Below are 20,714 nucleotides of genomic sequence, written 5' to 3'. Positions count from 1 at the left end.
ATCGTGGCGCTTGCGAACCGCAGCTACGGGTCGATAGCGTCCGTTCGCCTGCGGCGGCCATATGGCCAATTGCCCAAAACTTCACACCAACGCTAGAATTGCTAATTATTCGCATTAGCAATCAAGGCTCGGCACCCCATGACCGTTTCTCCCGGCACCGCTGGCTCCGACCTGGAGAACCTCTATCGTGCTCATCACGGTTGGATCCGCCAATGGCTTCAGCGCAAACTGGGCAATGCCCATGACGCCGCGGAGCTGGCCCAGGATGTGTTCGTCCGCTTGCTGAGCAAGCCCAGGTCGTTCAATGATGCCGAGCATGCCAAGGCTTACCTGGGACGGATGTCGCGCAATGCTTGCGTTGACTTCTGGCGTCGCCGGCGAATCGAACTGGCCTACATGGAGGTGTTGGCGGCCCAGCCTGAACAATTGCTGCCCTCGCTTGAGCACCAAGCCATCATCCTGGAAACCCTGGCTCAACTGCAGGCGATGATCGACCGCATGCCCAAGCGCGTTGCACAGGCTTTTTGTCTGGCACAACTGCAAGGCATGAAACAGCGGGAAATTGCCGAGCAGTTGAAAGTGAGCGAGCGCAGCGTGAACAACTACCTGGCCCAGGCGATGTACCAGTGCTTGCTGCTGGAAGTGGAACTGGACGCGTCGCTGTGATGAACACTACGCCGCTCGACCATGCGGTGCTGCAAGCCGCTGCTTCCTGGTTCGCACGCCTGCATGGCGCCGCAGGCGACCCCGCCATCGTTGCGCAATGGAACGCATGGCTAGCCGAGGATGCCCGGCATCGTCTGGCCTGGCGCTACGTCGAAGCCATCAACCAGCGTTTCGGCAACCTGCACGGCGACGCCGATCACGCACATCAGGTGCTCAGCGCGGCACACCGTGAGCGCCACTCGCGCCGCAGCGTGCTCGGCAGCCTGTGCTTTGCCAGTACCGCAGGCTTGCTGGGCTGGGGCAGTTGGCGACAGGGTTGGATCGACTCGCCTCGGGCCTGGTTCGCCACCTACCGCACTGGCCTGGCCGACGTGCGGCCGCTGACCCTTCGTGACGGCAGCCGAGTGTGGTTGAACGGCCAGACGGCACTGGATGTGCAGTTCGATGGCGCTGTTCGTCGACTGCGCCTGTATCGCGGCGAAATCCTGATCGAGACCGGCGCCGATACCCGGCCGCTCGAAGTGGTGACCCGCGCAGGCCGCATGCAACCGCTTGGCACACGCTTCAGCGTGCGTGATCAGGGCTTGCGCACGACCCTGAGCGTGTTCGCCGGCGCGGTACAGGCCACCTGCGCAGACAGTGGTCGAACACTGCGCGCGGAGGCCGGGCAGATGGTTGTCTTCGATGCGCAGCAAGGCGCTGCGCCTGGTGCTGCAACCCCCCTGCGGCAGGACTGGAGTCGTGGCGTGCTGGTGGCCGAAGACATGCCGCTCGGCCAAGTGATCGGGGTGTTGAAGGACTATCGCCAAGGGCACCTGGGGATCGATCCCGGCCTCGACGAATTACGTGTCGTGGGCACCTACCCGCTGCTCGACACTGACCGAGCGTTGGCGATGCTCGAGCGTGCATTGCCGATCCGGGTCGTTCGCACGCTGCCATGGTGGGTCTCGGTCGAAGCAGCGTGAAAATAATCTGAAATTCTTTTTCCGGTTTTGGATCGCTCGTTCGCTTGGTGGGATGAAGCCACTTCATCGAACTTGCAAAGGATCCGCCCCATGTTTGCTCGCGACACCGTCTTCCTGCGCCGCCATCCACTTGTCCTGGCCGTTTTCCTGACACTGTCCAGCCATGGCGCGAGCGTCTTGGCCGATGGCACCCAGGCAGTTGCACAGGGCAAGACAATCGATATTCCCGCCGGCCCCCTGGCCCGCCAGTTGAACCTGCTGGCCAGCCAGGCCGGCCTTCTGATCGGCGGTGATGCCACGCTCACTGAAAACCAGCAGAGTCAATCTGTGCACGCCACCAGCGTGGAGCAGGCGCTGGCGCAGATGCTGGCTGGCAGCGGGGTGGAAGCGGTGCGCACGGGTGAGCGTGAGTTCCAATTGGTGCGACGAGTCGATGGGGCGGCCCTGAGCTTGGACAGCATCAGAATCAACGGCCAGGGACTGGGGGAGGTCACGGAGGGCACCCATTCCTACGCGGCCGGCCGCTCTGCCACCGCCACCAAATTGCCGCTGTCACTGCGTGAAACGCCGCAGTCGGTAACAGTGGTCACCCGCCAGCGCATGGACGACCAGGCCATGAAGAACCTCGATGATGTGATGCACAACGCCACCGGCATCACCATCGTCAAGAACGGCGGCGAGCGCTCCCTGTACCAGGCGCGCGGCCAGTTGGTGGACAACCTGCAAATCGATGGCGTACCGACCAACATCAGTAACGCCTATTCCATGGACGCCATCTCCAAGCCCAATACTGACATCTACGACCGCGTCGAGATCGTGCGCGGCGCAACGGGCCTGATGGAAGGCGCTGGCAATCCGTCGGCGTCGATCAACCTGATCCGCAAGCGTCCGACCGCCGAGCGCCAGGCCCTGATCGACACGTCGGCCGGCTCTTGGGACGACTACAAGACCATGGTCGACCTGTCCTCGCCGCTCAATCAAGCCAATACCCTGCGCGGCCGTACGGTGATTTCATACAACAATGCCAACAGCTACCTGGACACTGCGCAAAAAGAGAACCAGCTGATCTACGGCATCCTCGAGGCCGACCTCGGCGAGTCGACCCTGGCCACCTTCGGTTTCAGCTACCAGAAGGAGCGTAACTCGGGTTACGACTGGTCGGGCCTGCCGACCCAGGAAAGCGGCGCCTTCTACCCCATGTCGCGCGGCACGTCACTGACCGGCAACTGGAACCACCTCGACAAGCGCAACACCACGGTGTTCGCCGATATTCAGCACAGCTTCGCCAACGATTGGAAGGCGGTGGTGGCAGTGAACCAGATGTGGGCCAAATCGGACTTTCTGGGCAACTACACCTTCCCTGGTGGTGGCACCGACCTGTTCACGCTGAACCCGCGTCTGTTTCGCTATGACGACACCCAGACCAGCCTCGATGGCTACCTGAGCGGCCCATTCCAGTTGCTGGGCCGTCATCACGAGCTGATTGTCGGTGGCAATTGGCGCAAGGACGACTTCGACTACCACGGTGGCCGTGATGCAGGCTACCGCTACATCGTCGATATGAACGATCTGGCCGAGTTCAATCCGCCCTCGCCAAGCAGCCTGAGCGTCAACCAGTGGCAGTACAACCGTACTCAGGAACAAAAAGGCGTGTATGTGGCGAGCCGTTTCAGCCTGACCGACAACACCCATTTCATCGTGGGCAGCCGCCTGAGCTGGGTGAGCTACGACACTTTGAATGACACCAACGGTGTGCGTAGCCCCGAAGACCGCGACCATTATTCCAAGAGTGGTGAGATCACACCCTACGCAGGCCTGGTGCAGGACCTGGACGAGCACTGGTCGGCCTATGCCAGCTACACCGAGATCTTCAAGCCGCAGGATGTGAAAGACGGCAATGCTGCCATGCTCAAGCCAATGACCGGCACCAACTACGAAGTCGGCCTCAAGGGCGAATTGCTGGACAAACGGCTACAGGCCTCGGTAGCGCTGTTTCAGGCAGACCAGACCGGCCGCGCCGAGCTGGTCATGGCAGGTGGCTGCCCTGACGGTTGTTACCGGGCTTCGGACAAAGTTCGCAACAAGGGTATCGAGCTTGAGCTGACGGGCGAGATTCTACCGAACTGGAACGTGTCTGCGGGCTACACCTACACCCAGTCGAAGTACATCGGTGGCCAGCAGAAAGGCGATGACTTCAACGGTGCCTCACCTCGACATCTGTTCAAAGTTGCCACGGACTACCGCCTGCCGGGGACGCTCGAGCAGGTACGGCTCGGCGGTAGCTTCTACGCCCAGAGCAAGATGACACAGACCGAGCTGGGCGAGGATTACAAGATCCAGCAAGATGCCTACCACCTGACTAACCTCCATGCGATTTACGAGATCAACCGCAACGTTGAGCTTCAGTACAATCTCGATAACGTGTTCGACAAGAAGTACTACCAGACGCTGGGGAATACCAATTACTGGAACTTCTATGGTGAGCCACGCAATTTCAACATGACAGTGCGGGCCAGGTTCTGAGCGTGTCGTGCCCGAGCAACGATGACATACAGGCCTCGCAGGCAACTGCGGCTCGCACAGGTAGGGCGCGAACCTGTAGACGGGGAATAGTCCTGTAGAAGCCGGTACCGACTACAGATGCTTCGACAATGGTCGCGTCCGGCCAATAGTCGTCTTTCGGGCAAGCCGCAATCGGCCACAAGCCGTCGCCCATGAGCCTGGAACTCTTTCAAAATGCTAACCTCTTATGGGCGAAGTAGTTTCAAAAAACCCTAAAACACTCGGGGGCTTGAATGCGTGGAAACACTGCTTCGAGCCTCAATTAAATGCTCTAGAGAAAGGAATCGTGATGAAGTGTTCCGCCATTTTCTTGTGGGTTCCCGTTATAGCACTTGCAATCACATTGCCGGCCGCGGCCGTAGAACCCACTCACCGTCTTCAGCGCGCCTCAGGTTTGTGGAAGATAACACCGGCCACCTCGCCGTTTTCCTGGGAGATTTGCGTCGATCAGGCAAAGGACAGGCTAATCGACGACGACCTGTGGGCCGGTTTCGAGCAAGAATGCAAGATCGAATCGGAAAGCGGCAAAGGCGACGGCTACACGTTTAAATCAAGCTGCCCGGACGCGAAAATGTCAGGCTCGTTCCGCGGCGATCTTGCTAAATCCTATGTACTGACGGCCGATACTTCGTTTGACGTGAACGGGAAACTCGAAACGCAGCACCACGTCGTCAATGGTGTCTTTCAAGGCGCATGCCCTGCGGACATGGAACCGGGGGTCAAAAAAATGCGCGGCGGTATGAAGTTGAACAGCTTGTACCTTGACCGATAAGCGCTTAACGGTTGTGCATCGCATCAGCACATTGTTTTCTCGGTAGCGTTCTTCGCGAATGAACACGTGCTACGAACGCTAAAGGGAGGTGCGTTTTTCTGAACGACTCTGACGTCCGCGTGTGGCGAATTAGAACCTAGCGCCTGCTTCGGGTCGGCAGCGGACAGTCAGGGCAGTGATCGGCGACCGCCAACTCCATATTAGCCCGCTAGTGGCACGCAGCTACCGCCTCAATCTCTACAAGCATCCCATCCAACGCAAGACGAGGCACTGGGATCAAGGTACAGACCGGGTAAGCACCTTTGTGCCACACCTTGTTCGCTTCTTTTACCCACTCGCCCAGACGGTGCTCGTCATGGTCAACGATCAGCAGGGTGAGTTTGAATACCTGTTGCAAGTTGCTCCCCTGTGCCCTCAGCGCGGTCTCAAGGTTCGCCAGTGCCTGGCGGGTCTGTTCGCAGAAGGTTGCAGGCAGTTGTCCATCAGCGTATTCGCCACCTTGCCCAGCGATGAACAGCAGTTTCGTTGTGGCTGGCACCACTGCGACGTGGGAATAGCCGTTATTACTTGGGTCGCACAGCCCAGGCGGGTTGCTCAGTTCGAACGCGGGGCGGGAATCTTCGGACATGACGCTGCTCCAGGGAAAAGAGCTGGTAGTCTGCGACCTCAAGTCAACTTGAGGTCAAGGATTTACGCATGCGGGAAGGTAAAAGGCTGTTGAGCCCTTCGCAGGTCGCGCAGACAGCAGGTGTGGCGATCTCAACCCTGCATTTTTACGAGCGTGAGGGGCTGATCACGGCCGAGCGCAATGCGGGCAATCAGCGTCGTTATCGCAGTGATGTGCTGCGCCGGGTCGCGGTGATCAGAATCGCCCAGCAAGTGGGAATTCCCTTGAAGGACATCGCCGAGAGGCTTGCGCAGTTGCCTACCGATCGTGCGCCGAATGCCAGGGAATGGGCGCAACTATCCGGGCAGTGGCGAACTCAGCTCGATAGCCGTATCGAGTCGTTGCTGTTGTTAAGGGACAGTCTCAGTGCCTGCATCGACTGCGGCTGCCTGTCGCTCAAGGAGTGTCCGCTGAGGCAGCCGCAGGGTGGGTGATTCTCAGAGATTGGGCTTCACGCCTTTGGCTTTTTCATCCGCGATCTTCTTGGTTTCCGCGTCCTTGGCTGCCTGCTGTTCTGCTTGCAGTTGATCGTACATCGAGGCCATGTCCGCGATGCTGACGGTATACGACGCAGTCAGATCATCGGGAGCGAACCCGGTCTGCACGACAATGAGTTTGCTGCACTTGGCATTGAACGATCCTGGGGTAGTGATTGCTACCCCCGGCACACTGCTACGAAAATCGTACAGGTCCGCGCATGGGCCACCACTGTTGATGCCGGTGTAGAGTTTGCCCTTGCGGTCGTACTGCCAGACATACCGCTTGCCCATGCCGTTGTCCGCGCCAGAGAAGGGCCCGTATTTTTCCTTGAGTGCCGTCTCGAGTGTGTCGAGCGGCATGCGGCTGCCTTCCTTCAATGCTTGCGCACGACCGATGAACCAGACAGCCTTTGCATCGTTTTGCAATGCCAGGAACTGGTCCACAGGGCCGCGGAAGTCCGTGAAGCCTGTGCCTTGGCTTTGTTCGTCGGTTACCGCGCTTACACCGGCTTCACTGCCGTCCTGCAACTTCAGGGGCGAGACCTTGTACTGCTCATTGACCTTACTGATTGCCGCGGTGGCTTCGGCGAGGGTACTGCCCAACTTCACGCCTGAGACATCGTCCGCGGCCCAGACTGGGGTGCAGGCCAACGCAGCTAGAAGCGCAGGAATAGGGGAGAGGTTGAAACGCATCGAAGTGATCCTTGTAAATGAACTGCATAGCCCGAGGGTATGAGTACTGTTCCATGGGCGCCCCAGGTGCGGGCGACGCGGGATGTTATCACGAACGATCTGCAGCGTTGAGGCTGGCGGGTTCGCGCGCATTTCGAGCTCAGTCGGTGTGTGGAGTTCCGCGCAGGCTGTGAATGAAGAGGGCGGGTAGTGCTGGACGAGCAGGTCGCTCAGGTGCGCAACAGCGGGAGGAGATAAGTCGACTGTATAAATAACGGCGGCGAGTTAGTTGGTGTCAAAACTATTGATGCAGTGGGCCATATTTGCAAACGGGTAAACAAAAGCCCGCCAGGTTTATCAGGCGGGCTTTATCGGTGCTGTCCATCGCAATAAAAACTTGCGCGCGGTACATTAAGGTTTACGCCTTAGTACGGTACACACCCATTTATGATCGACGCGGCAGGGCGCGCGTAGAAAGATGATATCGGCGATGCGCTTGAGGCCCTGTTTCTTCAGTTTAGCGGCCAACTGCACAAGTGTTTCGGCTTCGAATGTCATTACTGCCACCTCGTCATTATGTCTGCGTACATAGTTCTTGACTGAGGGGCGCGCGAGGAGATTCAGTTTTTTTACAATATTTCGCAGAACGGCGTAGGTGCCTGATAAAACAGCAGAAAAAAGAAAACCCGCCGGGAGCGCGGCGGGTTAAATGATTCAGAACGTACGAAGCAGTTTCAGAGTGCCCAAGTGGATGTCAGAATTTTGTGAATATTCCGTCGTATCAGCGTGATGAGCACAAGGCTCGTTACCAAGGCGAAAAAAAGCCCGCGGTGATAGCGGGCCATAAGCGCTTGAAGGGAGCCCGGCTACTGTACCTGTGCGGGGATTAGCTGAGGATTAACGACGGCGTGCCAATTGACCTGTCAGGGCTCAAGGCTTATACAGGCGCAGCGTTGAACTGGAGCCGACCATGCACGAAGATGACGAATTGCACGAACCTGAGCACGATCACTTGCTCGACCGAGAGTTTTTCGATGACGACTCGACTGCTGAGCCTGAAGCCAGCAGTTTCGACGATGACTACGACGAGGATTCCGAGTTCGCTGAGGACGAGGACGATGCGGCAGGTTGGCTGGATCAGCCAGACGACTGAATGCCGATACCGATCCAGCGCGCGGCTGCCGAAGGCGAAAAAAAACGCCCCTCAGGGCGTTTTTCAATGATTCAGTTGGTACGAGTGGCGGGACTCGAACCCGCAAGGCTCACGCCGACAGATTTTAAGTCTGCTGTGTATACCAATTCCACCACACTCGCACGTTTGAATGAGTCGTGACGACCGGCAAGCACCCGGTGAAGTGCGTTGCATTCAAGCGCGCTTTATAACCTGTTGTTATAGTCGCGTCAACCCAGCAGGGTCATTCGCCTATATTCGTTGCCGCCCGGCGCAATGCATTGGCCGAGCAGCGCAGCTCGTCGATTCTGCCCGACATGGCACACGCTTGCGTGTGACGGGCGGCGTGCTGTAGGTAGCGGGTGTGCCCATCCAGGCTCTGGCAGATGGCATCGAGTTGTACGGCGGTGAGCATCAGATCTTCGCGCAGGCCGCGCATGCGATGGTTGGCGGGCATCATCATTCCTAACTGAACAACGCAATTGCCATCGACCCTGTGCACGGGCAGTTGAATGCTCATGATGAGCACAGACTGGCTCAGTGCTGGTCTTCGGATTTGTCAGGCGCGGGCTTGCCGGCCTGAATCCGATTGTAGATCTCTTCGCGGTGCACCTGAATATCTTTTGGCGCATCGATGCCGATCCTCACTTGCATCCCTTTGACGCCCAGAATGGTGACCTTGATGTCGTCGTTGATGACGATGACTTCGCCAACCTTGCGGGTCAGTATCAGCATGTAATTCTCCTTGGTGGTGTCTAAAGCCAGCAGGCCAATTGCCCAGTAGTGGGGATCAGGCCCTCTTCCTTCTTAGTAAGAGACGTCCTGATTGGAAGGGAATTCCACCGCAGACACATTCTCTGGTCCATTTATCGCTGCGCTCAGTGCAGACACTGGCAGGCAGCGCACCGGTGAAGGTCGGTTGATTGCAGAATAGGGGCATTGTGCCGCTATGGGAAATTTCTCTGAATGATTGGGGATATAGGCCTTTTCAATCGACGACTACCGCCTCATCCAGGCCTTGCAGAAACTTAAGCAGCGCTACTTCTTCGAGCTCCATGCCCTTGCGCTTGCGCGAGCGCGGCATGGCCTCGAGATGGCCGAGAATGAAATGCTCTAGCACCGCCGGATGGATGTACGACTTGCGGCACACCGCCGGCGTATTGCCCAGGCGCGAGGCGACCTGCTTGACGATGTCGGCGACGTGACGCTTGGCGTGGGTTTCCGGCTGCCATGCCAGCGGACGCAGCAGGCTCAGCGCCAGGCTGCTGCCGGCCCAAGTCCGGTAGTCCTTGGCGGTGAAGTCGGCACCGGTCAGCTCTTGCAGGTACTGGTTGACGTCAGTGGAACCGATGCGGTGACGTTCGCCGTCGCTGTCGACGTACTGGAACAGCTCCTGGCCGGGCAACTCCTGGCAGCGCTTGACCAGTCCGGCCAATCGCCGATCGCGCAGGGTAACGCTGTGCTGTACGCCGCGCTTGCCGCGAAATTCGAAGCGAATGGTGCTGCCTTTGACCTTGACGTGGCGATTGCGCAGGGTCGTCAGACCATACGACTGATTGTCCTTGAGGTAACGCTGGTTACCGATCCGGATCAGGGTGTGATCGATCAGGCTGACCACCAGCGCGAGCAACTTGGTGCGGTCCAGCCCTGGCCGGGCGAGGTCGCGTTCCACGGCTTTGCGCAGGCCTGGCAGGGCTTCGGCGAAGGCCAGCATGCGTCCGTACTTGTGGGCGTCGCGCAACTCGCGCCATTCGGGGTGGTAGCGGTATTGCTTGCGCCCACGGGCATCGAGGCCGGTGGCCTGCAGATGGCCTTTGGGGTCGACGCAAATCCATACCTGGGTGTAGGCCGGAGGAATCGCCAGCGCGGCGATGCGCTTCAAGGTGGGCTCATCGGTGATGCGCTTGCCATCGGCATCATGGTAGATGAAGCGGTCACGCCAGCGTTTACGGGTCAGCCCCGCGTGGCTGTCATCGACATAATGCAGTGACGCAGGCAGAGGGCAGTCGAGCATGGCGGCGTCCAGTGGTGGGTTACACGGTGGACAGCGCGCCGCTGCCGGATGCTCATCCCAATATCGCCACTGACTTGATTTGTGCCCACAGCGCCTGGCCGGGGTGGATCTGCAATTGGTCGGCCGAATAGCGGGTGATGCGCGCCAGCAAGGCGCTGCCGGCAGCGTCCAGGGCCACCAGCACATGGGCAGGGTTTTCTGCGGGGCGGCATTCGCGAACGCGCACGGCAATGCGGTTGAGGATGCTCGATGTGCTGTCGGCATCCAGACTCAGGCTGACGTCGCGCGCCTGAACCTTGACCCGCACGCTCGAACCCAGCGCCTGGGCGGGATGGGCAATGCGCAGCAGCGGCGCGTCGGTACCGGGCAGGCGCAGGTCGAGCAACTGATAGGCCGGATCATGCCCGCTCACGGTGCCTTCGAGCACAACGCCTGCGTCCTCGCTCTGGCTGAGCGACAGGTCGAGTCGGGCCAGCATGTCGGCAATGGGCCCGCTGGCCACGGCGCGGCCTTGCTCGAGAAGCACCAGGTGATCGGCCAGGCGCGCCACCTCGTCCTGACTGTGGCTGACATACACCAGCGGGATGTCCAGTTCGCGGTGCAGGCGTTCCAGGTAAGGTAGGATCTCGCGCTTGCGCGGCCCATCCAGGGCCGCCAGCGGTTCGTCCATCAACAACAGGCGCGGGCTGCTCAGCAAGGCGCGGGCGATGCCTACCCGCTGCGCTTCGCCACCTGAGAGCGTCGCCGGCCTGCGCGTCAGCAAATGCCCAATGCCCAGCAGTTCACAGGCTTGCTCAAGGCTGACCTTGCGCTGCTCGCTGGCGACCCGACGCCAGCCGAACATCAGGTTGTCACGCACAGATAAGTGCGCGAAGAGGCTGGCTTCCTGAAACACATACCCCAGCGGGCGGCGATGCGGGGCGATGAAAGTGCGTTGCGTATCGTCCTGCCAGACCTCGCCGTTGACCTCGACGCGACCGTGGCTGGCTCGCTCCAGACCAGCCAGGCAACGCAGGCACGTGGTCTTGCCCGACCCCGAATGGCCGAAAAGAGCACTGATGCCGCGCCCCGGCAGTTCCAGGTCGACGTCCAGGCTAAAAGTGTCGCGCCGCAGTTGCAGGCGGGCGCGGATGGTATGGCTCATGTCAACTCCAGCCGGCTTTGTCGCGCCGGCCGGCATACAGCATCAGCAGCACGAGGAAAGAGAACACCAGCATGGCCCCGGCCAGCCAGTGCGCCTGGGCATATTCCATCGCCTCGACATGGTCGAAGATCTGCACCGACACCACGCGGGTCTTGTCGGGGATGTTGCCGCCGATCATCAGCACCACGCCGAACTCACCCACGGTGTGGGCAAAGCCAAGGATGCTGGCGGTGATGAAGCCGGGCCTGGCCAGCGGCAGGGCGACATGGATGAAACTGTCCCAGGGGCTGGCGCGCAAGGTGGCAGCGACCTCCAGTGGCCGCTGGCCAATCGCGCCGAAGGCATTCTGCAAGGGCTGAACCACGAACGGCAGCGAATAGACCACCGAGCCGATGACCAGGCCGGTGAAGCTGAACACCACGCTGCCCAGGCCGAGCGCTGCGGTGGTCTGGCCGATCAGGCCATTGGGGCCCAGTGCCAGCAGCAGATAGAAGCCGATCACCGTGGGCGGCAACACCAGCGGTAGCGCCACCACTGCCCCGATCGGTCCGCGCCACCAGGAGCGCGTGCGTGCCAGCCACCACGCCAGGGGCGTGCCGACCAGCAGCAGGATCAGCGTGGTGACGCTGGCCAGTTTCAGGGTCAGCCAGATGGCGCCCAGGTCACTGGCATCGAACATCAGATTTCATAGCCGTAGGATTTGATCAGCGCAGTGGCTTTCGGCGTCTTGAGGTAGTCGACCAGGGCCTTGGCTGCCGGGTTGTCCTTGCCCTTGTTGAGGATCACCGCATCCTGACGAATCGGCTCGTGCAAGGCCGCTGGCACGATCCACGCCGAACCTTGGGTGACTTTGCCGTCCTGATAGATCTGCGACAGGGCAACGAAGCCCAGCTCGGCGTTACCGGTGGAGACGAACTGGTAGGCCTGGGTGATGTTCTGGCCTTCGACCAGTTTGGCCTTGGTGGCTTCGGTGAGTTTCAGCTTTTCCAGCACTTGGGTGGCCGCAAGCCCGTATGGAGCAGCTTTGGGGTTGGCGATGGCCAGGTGCTTGTAGGTGCCTTTGCTGAGCACGTCGCCTTTGGCATCGACATAGTCGGGCTTGGCTGACCAAAGCGCCAGGGTGCCGATGGCGTAGGTGAAGCGCGAACCCGGCACGATGGCCTTTTCCTGCTCGAGCTTGGCCGGGGTGGTGTCGTCGGCGGCGAGGAAGACATCGAACGGTGCACCGTTGTTGATCTGTGCGTAGAACTGCCCCGTGGAGCCATAGGCGGCGACCAGCGTGTGGCCGGTATCTTTCTGGAAGTCCGCTGCAAGCGCCTTGATCGGCGCGGTGAAGTTGGCAGCCACGGCGACCTGGACTTCGTCGGCCCAGGCGGTGTTGATGGTCAGCAGGGTGGCAATCGCAAGCAGGGTGGGGCGCATGAACATGGGACAGCTCCAGCAGGCAGGATTTTCGTTGTGGTGCGGACTATATAGCGATAGGCCTGCATCGGGGAAGCGGCATTTCCCTACGTGGGTTCGGTGAAGGGTTGGGCGTGTCGTTATCTAACAGGCGAGTGCCGCCAGGGCCTTGTCGGCGATTTCACGGGTCAGGGTTTGCGCCGGTAGCTCGCGACCGGTTCGCAGCCCTTGCCCGGCCCACAGGTTGCTGAAGTCGCTGCTGCCTTTGCTTTCGCTGATCGCGCGCAGTGGCATCAGCGCACCGCCGGCCAGGGGAAACGCGGGTGCCAGCGGGCTCATGGGGCCCAGTTCGCGCATCAGGCGGGTGCTGATGCCGCGTGCGGGTCGCCCTGTGAACAGGTTGGTTAGTGCGGTATCGGCCGCGCTGGCGCTGCGCAAGGCCTGGCGATGGGCCGCTGATACCTTGGCTTCAGGACAGAACAGGTACGCGGTGCCGATCTGGACCGCCGAGGCGCCGAGGGCCAGCGCCGCCAGCAGGCCGCGGTGGTCGCCGATGCCGCCCGCCGCGATGACCGGCACGTTGACCGCATCGACCACCTGCGGCACCAGCGCCAGGGTGCCGATCTGCGAGGTGATGTCGTGGTGCAGGAACATGCCGCGATGGCCGCCCGCTTCATAGCCCATGGCGATGATCGCATCGCAGCCGTGGGCCTGGAGCCACACCGCCTCCGCCACCGTGGTGGCGCTGGACAGCACCTTGGCGCCGCTGGCTTTCACCCGTTGCAGCAAGGCTGGCTCAGGCAGGCCAAAGTGGAAACTGACCACCTCGGGGCGCAATGCTTCGACCAACAGGCAGCTGGTTTCGTCGAAAGGCTGGCGATTGGATACCGGGGTTGGCGCGTCGAAGTCGGCGCCCAGTTCGGTGTAGTAGCCGCGCAGCGCCTGCTTCCAGCGCTCGGCGCGTTGAGGGTCGGCAAGGGGCGGGGTATGGCAGAAGAAATTGAGGTTCAGCGGTGCGTGGCACGCCTCACGGAAGGCCGCCACTTCGTTGCCAGCCTGGGTCGCATCGAGCATGGCGCAGGGCAGGGCGCCGAGACCGCCTGCCTTGGCCACTGCGATGGCCAGCGCCGAACCACTGGCCCCGGCCATCGGCGCCTGGAGAATCGGTAACTCGATGCCCAGCAGGTCGAGGATGCGTCGATCGGGCCAGCGCTGCATGGCGACTCCTTTGGCGAACGTGGTAGAGGCGAACGTCGTAAATGAACGATTACAGCGCTTTGCTGACCTGAATGTCGCTGACCTTGCCCACGTCGTCGCCGTGGATCTTGCGCAGCGCTTCCAGCGCCTGGGCCTGGGAAGCGTCGCTCATTACCGCGAAGTCCCAGCGGCGCTCACCTTCGAGCTTGTACTTGATGACGTATTTCACGTTCTGGGTCATGGTGGCTTATCTCAGCGAGGACGACGAGCGTCGAATGATCTTGATCTTGTGGGTGAAGCTCGGTTTGCGCGTCACCGAAATGGCCCGCGTGGTAACGGTATCGAGGGTGATGTTCCAGAAACCGGTGCTGGGCACGGTGATCTTGGCCGGAAACTTGTCGAACGCGCCACCGTGGTAGGTGTGCCGGCCACCGTTCTTGAAACTGCGGAAGTTGGCGTCGTTCATCAGACGGATGTTGCACGGCTGGGAAGACTCGATGACGACGATATCGTCTTCATTCAAGTGTTCACGCTGGTGGACGAATTTCATGTGTTGCTCCGCACGGTCACGATCTACAAAGGCGCGACTTTATCACGTTGTCGGCCATGCGCGCCGCGCTGCCCGGCGCGGCTGCGGGGAATTTGCAGGCAGCGTGGGAGCAAAAACCGCCGGCGGGCGGTCAATAGCTTTTTTGCAACTGCGCAGGATCAGCCGATGAAATGGTGTATAGCAGCTCTGGCGTTAGTGCTCGGCGGATGCGCGAGCGTTTCCGACCTGGAACAGTCCCATGAAACCATGGATGTCATTTCAGGCAAGTCGCCGCGCGAGTACGCTGATTGCGTGAAAGCGCAATTGGCCAAGAGCCGCGGGGAGTTGCAGGAAGAGAAGCAAGGCGATGGCCTGCGCCTGATCGTGCCACAGAAACTGCCCGCAGGCTCGGCGCCGGCGGCGCTGGTGGACATTCAGAAACGCAGCAACGGCAGCGCCATCAAAGTGCATGAGCGGTTGAGCAACTTCCCCTTGCGCCCAGGTGATGTACGCAGCGCCGCCACCGAGTGCATCTCCGGGGCGTGACGCGCGCGGCGACGGGTTTGAAATATCCCCGCCCCGGGTGGGGTTGAACTATACCTTCCGATGACTCTCTACCTAGGCGTCAAGCGACACGGGGCGGGGCATTGTAAGCTGACTGCCGCCTGATTAGACTTCGCCAAGTGCCAAACGGCCATACCCTCGTTAAGGATGTTTATGATCAAGAAATGCTTGTTCCCGGCCGCCGGTTACGGCACCCGCTTCCTGCCCGCTACCAAAGCCATGCCCAAGGAAATGCTGCCGGTGGTGAACAAGCCACTGATCCAGTACGGCGTCGAAGAAGCCCTGGATGCCGGGCTGAGTGAGATTTCCATCGTCACCGGTCGCGGCAAGCGCGCGCTGGAAGATCACTTCGACATCAGCTACGAGCTGGAAAACCAGATCAAAGGCACCGACAAGGAAAAGTACCTGGTCGGCATCCGTCGTCTGCTCGATGAGTGTTCGTTCTCGTACACCCGTCAGACCGAAATGAAAGGCCTGGGCCACGCCATCCTCACCGGTCGCCCGCTGATCGGCGACGAACCCTTTGCCGTCGTGCTGGCGGACGACCTGTGCGTCAACCCCGACGGTGACGGCGTGCTGACCCAGATGGTCAAGCTGTACAACCAGTTCCGCTGCTCGATCGTTGCTATTCAGGAAGTCGACCCGCAGGAAACCAACAAGTACGGCGTCATCGCTGGCGACATGATTCGCGACGATATCTACCGCGTCACCAACATGGTGGAAAAGCCCAAGCCGGAAGATGCGCCGTCCAACCTGGCGATCATCGGTCGTTACATCCTCACCCCGGACATCTTCGACATCATCAAGAACACCGAGCCGGGCAAAGGCGGCGAAGTGCAGATCACCGATGCACTGATGCAGCAGGCCCAGAACGGCTGCGTGATCGCCTACAAGTTCAAAGGCAAGCGCTTCGACTGCGGTGGCGCGGAAGGTTACATCGACGCGACCAACTTCTGCTTCGAGAACTACTACAAGTCTGGCAAGGCTTACTGAGTCGATTGTCGGGCGCGCAACATTGATTGGGGCCGCCAGGCAGCCCATCGCGGTTTGAGCCGCGATGGGTCGCCTGGCGGCCCCAAGTGCTTGGTTAGCGACATAAACCCTCCGGGTTGCTTTTTTGGGAGTGTGGATTGTGGCCTACGATTTTGATCTGTTCGTAATTGGTGCCGGTTCCGGTGGTGTGCGCGCCGCTCGGTTCGCGGCAGGGTTTGGCGCCAAGGTGGCGGTTGCCGAAAGCCGTTACCTGGGCGGGACCTGCGTCAACGTTGGCTGTGTGCCGAAGAAATTGCTGGTGTACGGTGCCCACGTTGCAGATGAGCTCGAGCAGGCACGCGGCTTTGGCTGGAGCCTGGAAGAGGGGCATTTCGACTGGGGCACCTTGATCGCCAACAAGGACCGTGAAATCCAGCGCCTCAATGGCATCTATCGCAAGCTGCTGGTCGACAGTGGGGTCACCCTGCTGCAGGGCCATGCGCGTATCACCGGGCCCAACGAGGTGGAAGTCGAAGGGCAGCGCTACAGCGCCGAGCGCATCCTCATCGCTGTCGGTGGCTGGCCGCAGGTGCCGGACATTCCCGGCAAGGAGCTGGCCATCACCTCCAATGAAGCCTTCTACCTCAAGCAGTTGCCGCGGCGCATGCTGGTGGTCGGCGGTGGTTACATCGCAGTGGAGTTCGCCGGCATCTTCCAAGGCCTGGGCAGCGCCACCACGTTGCTGTATCGCGGCGATCTGTTCCTGCGCGGCTTCGACGGCTCGGTACGCGAGCACCTCAAGGACGAGCTGGAAAAGCGCGGCCTCGACCTGCAGTTCAACAGCGACATCAAGCGCCTCGACAAGCTCGAAGATGGCAGCCTCAAGGCCACCCTCAAGGATGGGCGCGAGCTGATCACCGACTGCGTGTTCTATGCCACCGGCAGGCGGCCCATGCTCGATGACCTGGGCCTCGAGCAGACCGGCGTTGAGCTGGACGAGCGTGGCTTCGTCAAGGTCGACGAACACTACCAGACCACCGAGCCGTCGATTCTGGCGATCGGTGACGTCATCGGCCGGGTACAGCTAACGCCCGTGGCATTGGCAGAAGGGATGGCCGTGGCGCGCAGGCTGTTCAAGCCTGAGCAGTTCCGCCCGGTGGACTACCAGAACATCCCCACCGCGGTGTTCAGCCAGCCGCCCATCGGCACCGTTGGCCTCACCGAAGAGCAGGCGCGCGATAACGGCCACTCGGTGAAGATTTTCGAAAGCCGCTTCCGGCCGATGAAGCTTACCCTGACCGACATTCAGGAGAAGACCCTGATGAAGCTGGTGGTCGACGCCGACAACGATCGCGTGCTGGGTTGCCACATGGTCGGGCCGGATGCCGGCGAGATCATCCAGGGGCTTGGCATTGCGCTCAAAGCCGGCGCCACCAAGCAACAATTCGACGAGACAATCGGCGTGCATCCCACTTCTGCCGAAGAATTCGTCACCCTGCGTACCCCCACCCGCTGAGCTTGCGCTCACCCGCAACAGGTCGTGCCGGTCCGGCGCGACCTGTTGGCGCAAACCGCGCCGTCATCGTCATCTCTTCTATCTATCAACCGCTTTATAGCGAAAACCAATTGCTCGAATCAGCTTTGCCAATGAGCGTTCTGCGCCTGCCTTGGATAGGATTCCCTCCGTCAACTGATTTCAACCCATCCGAGGAAACCTCTAATGCCTATCATCAATAGCCAGGTCAAACCGTTCAACGCCACCGCCTACCACAACGGCGAGTTCGTTCCAGTGAGCGAAGCCGACCTGCACGGCAAGTGGTCCGTGGTGTTCTTCTACCCAGCAGACTTCACCTTCGTCTGCCCCACCGAGCTGGGCGACCTGGCTGACAACTACACCGAGTTCCAGAAACTGGGCGTGGAAATCTACGGCGTGTCTACCGACACGCACTTCACCCACAAAGCCTGGCACGACACTTCCGACACCATCGGCAAGATCAAGTACCCGCTGATCGGTGACCCGACCCACGTCATCTCGCGCAACTTCGACGTGCTGATCGAAGAGGCCGGTCTGGCGGATCGTGGCACCTTCGTGATCAACCCCGAAGGTCAGATCAAGATCGTTGAAATCAACGACGGTGGTGTAGGCCGTGACGCCAGCGAACTGCTGCGCAAGGTCAAGGCCGCCCAGTACGTTGCAGCTCACCCAGGTGAAGTCTGCCCAGCCAAGTGGAAAGAAGGCGAAGCCACTCTGGCCCCGTCGCTGGACCTGGTCGGCAAGATCTGAATCCGTGAGTCGGACGCGGGCGGTGCACCACCGCCACTTCTAGTGTTGCCCCGTCCCGTTGAAGCGCCCGGGCGAACCTGCCTGGGCGTTTTCATTTACAGCGTGTGAACTTACTACCGAGTCAATAAAGGAAACGCCCGTATGTTGGACGCCACCCTCAAATCGCAACTCAACACTTATCTGCAGCGAGTCAGCCAGCCGATCGAGATCGTTGCGTCCCTCGACGACGGCGCAAAATCCCGCGAACTTCACGACCTGCTGGTGGAAATCGCCAGCCTGTCCGAGCTGATCACGCTGCGCGCAGACGGCGAAGATGCCCGTCGCCCATCGTTCTCGCTCAATCGCCCCGGGGCTGACATCGGCCTGCGCTTTGCCGGTATCCCCATGGGCCATGAATTCACCTCCCTGGTGCTGGCGCTGCTGCAAGTAGGCGGCCATCCCTCCAAGGCCGGTGCCGAACTGATCGAACAGATTCAGGGGCTGGAGGGTGATTTCGTCTTCGAGACCTACTTCTCGCTGTCGTGCCAGAACTGCCCGGACGTGGTCCAGGCGCTGAACCTGATGGCGTTGCTCAACCCCAACGTGCGCCATGTCGCCATCGATGGCGCGCTGTTCCAGGCCGAGGTCGAGGCGCGGCAGATCATGGCGGTGCCGAGCATCTACCTCAACGGTGAACCGTTCGGCCAGGGCCGCATGGGCCTGGAAGAGATCGTCAACAAACTCGACACCAATGCCGGTAGCCGTCAGGCGCAAAAGCTCGATGCCAAGCAAGCGTTCGACATGCTGGTGGTTGGCGGTGGTCCTGCAGGCGCTGCCGCAGCGATCTACGCGGCGCGCAAGGGCATTCGTACCGGCGTGGCAGCTGAGCGCTTCGGCGGTCAGGTGCTCGATACCCTGGCCATCGAGAACTTCATCTCGGTGCAGGAAACCGAAGGGCCGAAGCTTGCCACCGCCTTGGAAGAGCACGTCAAACAGTACGACGTCGACATCATGAACCTGCAGCGCGGCGAGGCCTTGCTGCCCGCCACCGACGGCGGCCTGCACCAGGTGCGCCTGGCCAGCGGCGCGACGCTGCGCGCCAAGACCGTGGTCCTGGCGACCGGTGCGCGCTGGCGCGAAATGAACGTGCCTGGCGAGCAGCAGTACCGCAACAGGGGCGTTGCCTACTGCCCGCACTGCGATGGCCCGCTGTTCAAGGGCAAGCGCGTGGCGGTGATTGGTGGCGGCAACTCGGGCGTCGAGGCGGCGATCGATCTGGCGGGCATCGTTGCCCACGTGACCTTGATCGAGTTCGACAGCCAGTTGCGCGCCGATGCGGTGCTGCAGCGCAAGCTGCACAGCCTGGTCAACGTCAAGGTCATCACCAGCGCACTGACCCGCGAAGTGCTTGGCGATGGCGAGAAAGTCACCGGTCTGCGTTACCAGGACCGCACCAGCGATACCGAGCACGAGCTGGCCCTTGAAGGAATCTTCGTGCAGATCGGCCTGCTGCCCAACACCGATTGGCTCAAGGGTACGGTGGAGCTGTCGCCGCGTGGCGAGATCATCGTCGACGCCAAGGGTCAGACCAACATCCCTGGCGTGTTCGCCGCAGGTGATGTGACCACTGTGCCATACAAGCAGATCGTCATCGCCGTGGGCGAGGGCGCCAAGGCCTCGCTGGCTGCCTTCGATCACCTGATCCGCACCTCGGCGCCGGCCTGAGTCGTTCGCCGCCCGCCACGACGCCGCCTCGCGTAAGCCTGGCGGCGTCGTGCTGTGCGGATTTTGCCCGCCAGGCTGCGCTATAGTTCGGCGCTGACCCCGCCTGATGGAGCACCGCCTGTGTCCGACTACAGTGCCTTCACGGTCGAACTGACCGAGCACATTGCCCACGTGCAGATCAATCGCCCGGAAAAAGCCAACGCGATGAATGCGGCGTTCTGGGAAGAGATCGTCGACATTTTCCGTTGGATCGACGACACCGACGCCGTGCGCGTGGTGGTCATCAGTGGCGCCGGCAAGCATTTCTCGGCCGGTATCGACCTCGCCCTGCTGGCCTCCATCGCCGGGCAACTGGGCGCCGATGTGGGTCGCAATGCGCGCCTGCTCAAGCGCACCATCACGCGCATGCAGGCCTCGTTCAATGCCGTCGACAGCTGCCGCAAGCCGGTGCTGGCAGCGATTCAGGGTTATTGCATCGGTGGCGCAGTGGACCTGATCGCCGCCTGCGACATGCGTTATTGCAGCCTGGACGCACAGTTCTCGATCAAAGAGGTCGACATGGGTATGGCTGCCGATGTGGGCACCTTGCAGCGCCTGCCGCGGATCATCGGCGACGGTCCGCTGCGCGAACTGGCCTACACCGGGCGGATGTTCGAGGCCAGCGAAGCGTTGCGCCTGGGCCTGGTGAATCGGGTGTACGACGACCCACAGGCGTTGCGCCAGGGAGTGCTGGCGATCGCGGCCGACATTGCGGGCAAATCGCCGATTGCGGTCAGCGGCACCAAGGCCATGCTGGCCTACATGCGCGATCACCGTGTCGATGACGGCCTGGACTACATCGCCACCTGGAACGCCGCCATGCTGCAGTCCGAAGACCTGCGCATCGCCATGGCCGCGCACCTGGGCAAACAGAAACCGACGTTCGCCGACTGACGCAGTTGCCGAACGTGT

Annotated in this window: 23 protein-coding genes and 1 tRNA gene; 12 read left to right on the top strand and 12 right to left on the bottom strand. The window is 61.0% G+C overall.

The window, feature by feature from the left end; all coding sequences use genetic code 11:
• The first annotated feature begins 138 nt into the window (after nucleotides 1-138).
• From H618_RS0116220 to H618_RS0116205, 4 genes are all read left to right on the top strand, one after another.
• A complete protein-coding gene (locus H618_RS0116220) occupies nucleotides 139-666 on the top strand; it encodes a sigma-70 family RNA polymerase sigma factor (RefSeq protein ID WP_028696069.1) in 528 nt (175 codons plus the stop codon).
• The gene (locus tag H618_RS0116215) at nucleotides 666-1,631 is read left to right on the top strand and encodes a FecR domain-containing protein (RefSeq protein WP_028696068.1); all 966 of its coding nucleotides are present in this window, start codon (nucleotides 666-668) and stop codon (nucleotides 1,629-1,631) included. The genes H618_RS0116220 and H618_RS0116215 overlap by 1 nt, the downstream gene beginning before the upstream one ends.
• 90 nt (nucleotides 1,632-1,721) lie before the next feature.
• Nucleotides 1,722-4,154, top strand: a complete 2,433-nt coding sequence (locus tag H618_RS0116210) for a TonB-dependent siderophore receptor (RefSeq protein ID WP_028696067.1) — start codon at nucleotides 1,722-1,724, stop codon at nucleotides 4,152-4,154.
• A gap of 226 nt (nucleotides 4,155-4,380) precedes the next feature.
• Complete coding sequence (locus H618_RS0116205; RefSeq protein WP_245586788.1) at nucleotides 4,381-4,965, top strand: DUF3617 domain-containing protein; 585 nt, start codon at nucleotides 4,381-4,383, stop codon at nucleotides 4,963-4,965.
• A gap of 208 nt (nucleotides 4,966-5,173) precedes the next feature.
• Here H618_RS0116205 and H618_RS0116200 read toward each other — a convergent pair whose 3' ends face one another.
• Complete coding sequence (locus tag H618_RS0116200) at nucleotides 5,174-5,593, bottom strand: RidA family protein (RefSeq protein ID WP_028696065.1); 420 nt, start codon at nucleotides 5,591-5,593, stop codon at nucleotides 5,174-5,176.
• Between the two features lie 68 nt (nucleotides 5,594-5,661).
• Here H618_RS0116200 and soxR point away from each other — a divergent pair, with 68 nt between their 5' ends.
• The gene (gene soxR / locus H618_RS21795) at nucleotides 5,662-6,066 is read left to right on the top strand and encodes a redox-sensitive transcriptional activator SoxR (RefSeq protein ID WP_050577327.1); all 405 of its coding nucleotides are present in this window, start codon (nucleotides 5,662-5,664) and stop codon (nucleotides 6,064-6,066) included.
• 3 nt (nucleotides 6,067-6,069) lie between these two features.
• Here soxR and H618_RS0116190 read toward each other — a convergent pair whose 3' ends face one another.
• Nucleotides 6,070-6,804 (bottom strand): hypothetical protein, encoded by a 735-nt coding sequence (locus H618_RS0116190; RefSeq protein WP_028696064.1) that lies wholly within the window; start codon nucleotides 6,802-6,804, stop codon nucleotides 6,070-6,072.
• Nucleotides 6,805-7,753: 949 nt separating this feature from the next.
• Between H618_RS0116190 and H618_RS0116185 the strand changes: the two genes are divergently transcribed.
• Nucleotides 7,754-7,936: a hypothetical protein gene (locus tag H618_RS0116185; RefSeq protein ID WP_028696063.1), complete on the top strand. Its 183-nt coding sequence runs from the start codon at nucleotides 7,754-7,756 to the stop codon at nucleotides 7,934-7,936.
• 76 nt (nucleotides 7,937-8,012) lie between these two features.
• Here H618_RS0116185 and H618_RS0116180 read toward each other — a convergent pair.
• From H618_RS0116180 to H618_RS0116135, 10 genes are all read right to left on the bottom strand, one after another.
• Nucleotides 8,013-8,097: transfer RNA gene (locus tag H618_RS0116180), tRNA-Leu, on the bottom strand.
• A gap of 101 nt (nucleotides 8,098-8,198) precedes the next feature.
• Nucleotides 8,199-8,411, bottom strand: a complete 213-nt coding sequence (locus H618_RS0116175; RefSeq protein WP_028696062.1) for a hypothetical protein — start codon at nucleotides 8,409-8,411, stop codon at nucleotides 8,199-8,201.
• 80 nt (nucleotides 8,412-8,491) lie between these two features.
• Complete coding sequence (gene csrA / locus H618_RS0116170) at nucleotides 8,492-8,689, bottom strand: carbon storage regulator CsrA (RefSeq protein WP_028696061.1); 198 nt, start codon at nucleotides 8,687-8,689, stop codon at nucleotides 8,492-8,494.
• A 253-nt stretch (nucleotides 8,690-8,942) separates the two neighbouring features.
• Nucleotides 8,943-9,968 carry a DNA topoisomerase IB gene (locus H618_RS0116165; protein ID WP_028696060.1) on the bottom strand — a complete coding sequence of 342 codons (1,026 nt, stop codon included), beginning with the start codon at nucleotides 9,966-9,968 and terminating at the stop codon, nucleotides 8,943-8,945.
• Between the two features lie 52 nt (nucleotides 9,969-10,020).
• The gene (gene modC, locus H618_RS0116160) at nucleotides 10,021-11,112 is read right to left on the bottom strand and encodes a molybdenum ABC transporter ATP-binding protein (protein ID WP_028696059.1); all 1,092 of its coding nucleotides are present in this window, start codon (nucleotides 11,110-11,112) and stop codon (nucleotides 10,021-10,023) included.
• A 1-nt stretch (nucleotide 11,113) separates the two neighbouring features.
• A complete protein-coding gene (gene modB / locus H618_RS0116155; RefSeq protein WP_033727727.1) occupies nucleotides 11,114-11,791 on the bottom strand; it encodes a molybdate ABC transporter permease subunit in 678 nt (225 codons plus the stop codon).
• Nucleotides 11,791-12,540 (bottom strand): molybdate ABC transporter substrate-binding protein, encoded by a 750-nt coding sequence (modA, locus tag H618_RS0116150; protein WP_028696057.1) that lies wholly within the window; start codon nucleotides 12,538-12,540, stop codon nucleotides 11,791-11,793. The genes modB and modA overlap by 1 nt, the downstream gene beginning before the upstream one ends.
• Before the next feature lie 117 nt (nucleotides 12,541-12,657).
• Nucleotides 12,658-13,731 (bottom strand): NAD(P)H-dependent flavin oxidoreductase, encoded by a 1,074-nt coding sequence (locus H618_RS0116145; protein ID WP_028696056.1) that lies wholly within the window; start codon nucleotides 13,729-13,731, stop codon nucleotides 12,658-12,660.
• 49 nt (nucleotides 13,732-13,780) lie between these two features.
• Nucleotides 13,781-13,951, bottom strand: coding sequence for a hypothetical protein (locus H618_RS22960; protein ID WP_169338837.1), 171 nt, complete (start codon nucleotides 13,949-13,951; stop codon nucleotides 13,781-13,783).
• A 6-nt stretch (nucleotides 13,952-13,957) separates the two neighbouring features.
• On the bottom strand, nucleotides 13,958-14,260 hold the full coding sequence (locus H618_RS0116135) for a DUF1883 domain-containing protein (protein ID WP_028696055.1): 303 nt from the start codon (nucleotides 14,258-14,260) through the stop codon (nucleotides 13,958-13,960).
• A 165-nt stretch (nucleotides 14,261-14,425) separates the two neighbouring features.
• Here H618_RS0116135 and H618_RS0116130 point away from each other — a divergent pair, with 165 nt between their 5' ends.
• The 6 genes from H618_RS0116130 (at nucleotide 14,426) to H618_RS0116105 (ending at nucleotide 20,696) form a co-directional block, all read left to right on the top strand.
• Nucleotides 14,426-14,785, top strand: coding sequence for a hypothetical protein (locus H618_RS0116130; protein WP_028696054.1), 360 nt, complete (start codon nucleotides 14,426-14,428; stop codon nucleotides 14,783-14,785).
• Nucleotides 14,786-14,956: 171 nt separating this feature from the next.
• Nucleotides 14,957-15,796: a UTP--glucose-1-phosphate uridylyltransferase GalU gene (galU, locus tag H618_RS0116125; RefSeq protein ID WP_028696053.1), complete on the top strand. Its 840-nt coding sequence runs from the start codon at nucleotides 14,957-14,959 to the stop codon at nucleotides 15,794-15,796.
• A 139-nt stretch (nucleotides 15,797-15,935) separates the two neighbouring features.
• On the top strand, nucleotides 15,936-17,291 hold the full coding sequence (gene gorA, locus H618_RS0116120) for a glutathione-disulfide reductase (RefSeq protein WP_028696052.1): 1,356 nt from the start codon (nucleotides 15,936-15,938) through the stop codon (nucleotides 17,289-17,291).
• Nucleotides 17,292-17,495: 204 nt separating this feature from the next.
• The gene (ahpC, locus tag H618_RS0116115; protein ID WP_028696051.1) at nucleotides 17,496-18,059 is read left to right on the top strand and encodes an alkyl hydroperoxide reductase subunit C; all 564 of its coding nucleotides are present in this window, start codon (nucleotides 17,496-17,498) and stop codon (nucleotides 18,057-18,059) included.
• Nucleotides 18,060-18,200: 141 nt separating this feature from the next.
• Entirely contained in the window at nucleotides 18,201-19,763 is a 1,563-nt protein-coding gene (ahpF, locus tag H618_RS0116110) for an alkyl hydroperoxide reductase subunit F (RefSeq protein WP_028696050.1), read from the top strand.
• Nucleotides 19,764-19,883: 120 nt separating this feature from the next.
• Entirely contained in the window at nucleotides 19,884-20,696 is an 813-nt protein-coding gene (locus tag H618_RS0116105; protein ID WP_028696049.1) for a crotonase/enoyl-CoA hydratase family protein, read from the top strand.
• Nucleotides 20,697-20,714 lie beyond the last annotated feature (18 nt).

The sequence above is a fragment of the Pseudomonas cremoricolorata DSM 17059 = NBRC 16634 genome (assembly GCF_000425745.1).
Taxonomy (GTDB): domain Bacteria; phylum Pseudomonadota; class Gammaproteobacteria; order Pseudomonadales; family Pseudomonadaceae; genus Aquipseudomonas; species Aquipseudomonas cremoricolorata.
This window is presented reverse-complemented; position numbering and strand designations above follow the sequence as displayed.

Bases quoted from the DNA above. Each gene is read 5' to 3' on its own strand.
- H618_RS0116220 (WP_028696069.1), top strand. From the start codon at position 139: ATGACCGTTTCTCCCGGCACCGCTGGCTCCGACCTGGAGAACCTCTAT.
- H618_RS0116215 (WP_028696068.1), top strand. From the start codon at position 666: ATGAACACTACGCCGCTCGACCATGCGGTGCTGCAAGCCGCTGCTTCC.
- H618_RS0116210 (WP_028696067.1), top strand. From the start codon at position 1,722: ATGTTTGCTCGCGACACCGTCTTCCTGCGCCGCCATCCACTTGTCCTG.
- H618_RS0116205 (WP_245586788.1), top strand. From the start codon at position 4,381: ATGGGCGAAGTAGTTTCAAAAAACCCTAAAACACTCGGGGGCTTGAAT.
- H618_RS0116200 (WP_028696065.1), bottom strand. From the start codon at position 5,593: ATGTCCGAAGATTCCCGCCCCGCGTTCGAACTGAGCAACCCGCCTGGG.
- soxR (WP_050577327.1), top strand. From the start codon at position 5,662: ATGCGGGAAGGTAAAAGGCTGTTGAGCCCTTCGCAGGTCGCGCAGACA.
- H618_RS0116190 (WP_028696064.1), bottom strand. From the start codon at position 6,804: ATGCGTTTCAACCTCTCCCCTATTCCTGCGCTTCTAGCTGCGTTGGCC.
- H618_RS0116185 (WP_028696063.1), top strand. From the start codon at position 7,754: ATGCACGAAGATGACGAATTGCACGAACCTGAGCACGATCACTTGCTC.
- H618_RS0116175 (WP_028696062.1), bottom strand. From the start codon at position 8,411: ATGCCCGCCAACCATCGCATGCGCGGCCTGCGCGAAGATCTGATGCTC.
- csrA (WP_028696061.1), bottom strand. From the start codon at position 8,689: ATGCTGATACTGACCCGCAAGGTTGGCGAAGTCATCGTCATCAACGAC.
- H618_RS0116165 (WP_028696060.1), bottom strand. From the start codon at position 9,968: ATGCTCGACTGCCCTCTGCCTGCGTCACTGCATTATGTCGATGACAGC.
- modC (WP_028696059.1), bottom strand. From the start codon at position 11,112: ATGAGCCATACCATCCGCGCCCGCCTGCAACTGCGGCGCGACACTTTT.
- modB (WP_033727727.1), bottom strand. From the start codon at position 11,791: ATGTTCGATGCCAGTGACCTGGGCGCCATCTGGCTGACCCTGAAACTG.
- modA (WP_028696057.1), bottom strand. From the start codon at position 12,540: ATGTTCATGCGCCCCACCCTGCTTGCGATTGCCACCCTGCTGACCATC.
- H618_RS0116145 (WP_028696056.1), bottom strand. From the start codon at position 13,731: ATGCAGCGCTGGCCCGATCGACGCATCCTCGACCTGCTGGGCATCGAG.
- H618_RS22960 (WP_169338837.1), bottom strand. From the start codon at position 13,951: ATGACCCAGAACGTGAAATACGTCATCAAGTACAAGCTCGAAGGTGAG.
- H618_RS0116135 (WP_028696055.1), bottom strand. From the start codon at position 14,260: ATGAAATTCGTCCACCAGCGTGAACACTTGAATGAAGACGATATCGTC.
- H618_RS0116130 (WP_028696054.1), top strand. From the start codon at position 14,426: ATGAAATGGTGTATAGCAGCTCTGGCGTTAGTGCTCGGCGGATGCGCG.
- galU (WP_028696053.1), top strand. From the start codon at position 14,957: ATGATCAAGAAATGCTTGTTCCCGGCCGCCGGTTACGGCACCCGCTTC.
- ahpC (WP_028696051.1), top strand. From the start codon at position 17,496: ATGCCTATCATCAATAGCCAGGTCAAACCGTTCAACGCCACCGCCTAC.
- ahpF (WP_028696050.1), top strand. From the start codon at position 18,201: ATGTTGGACGCCACCCTCAAATCGCAACTCAACACTTATCTGCAGCGA.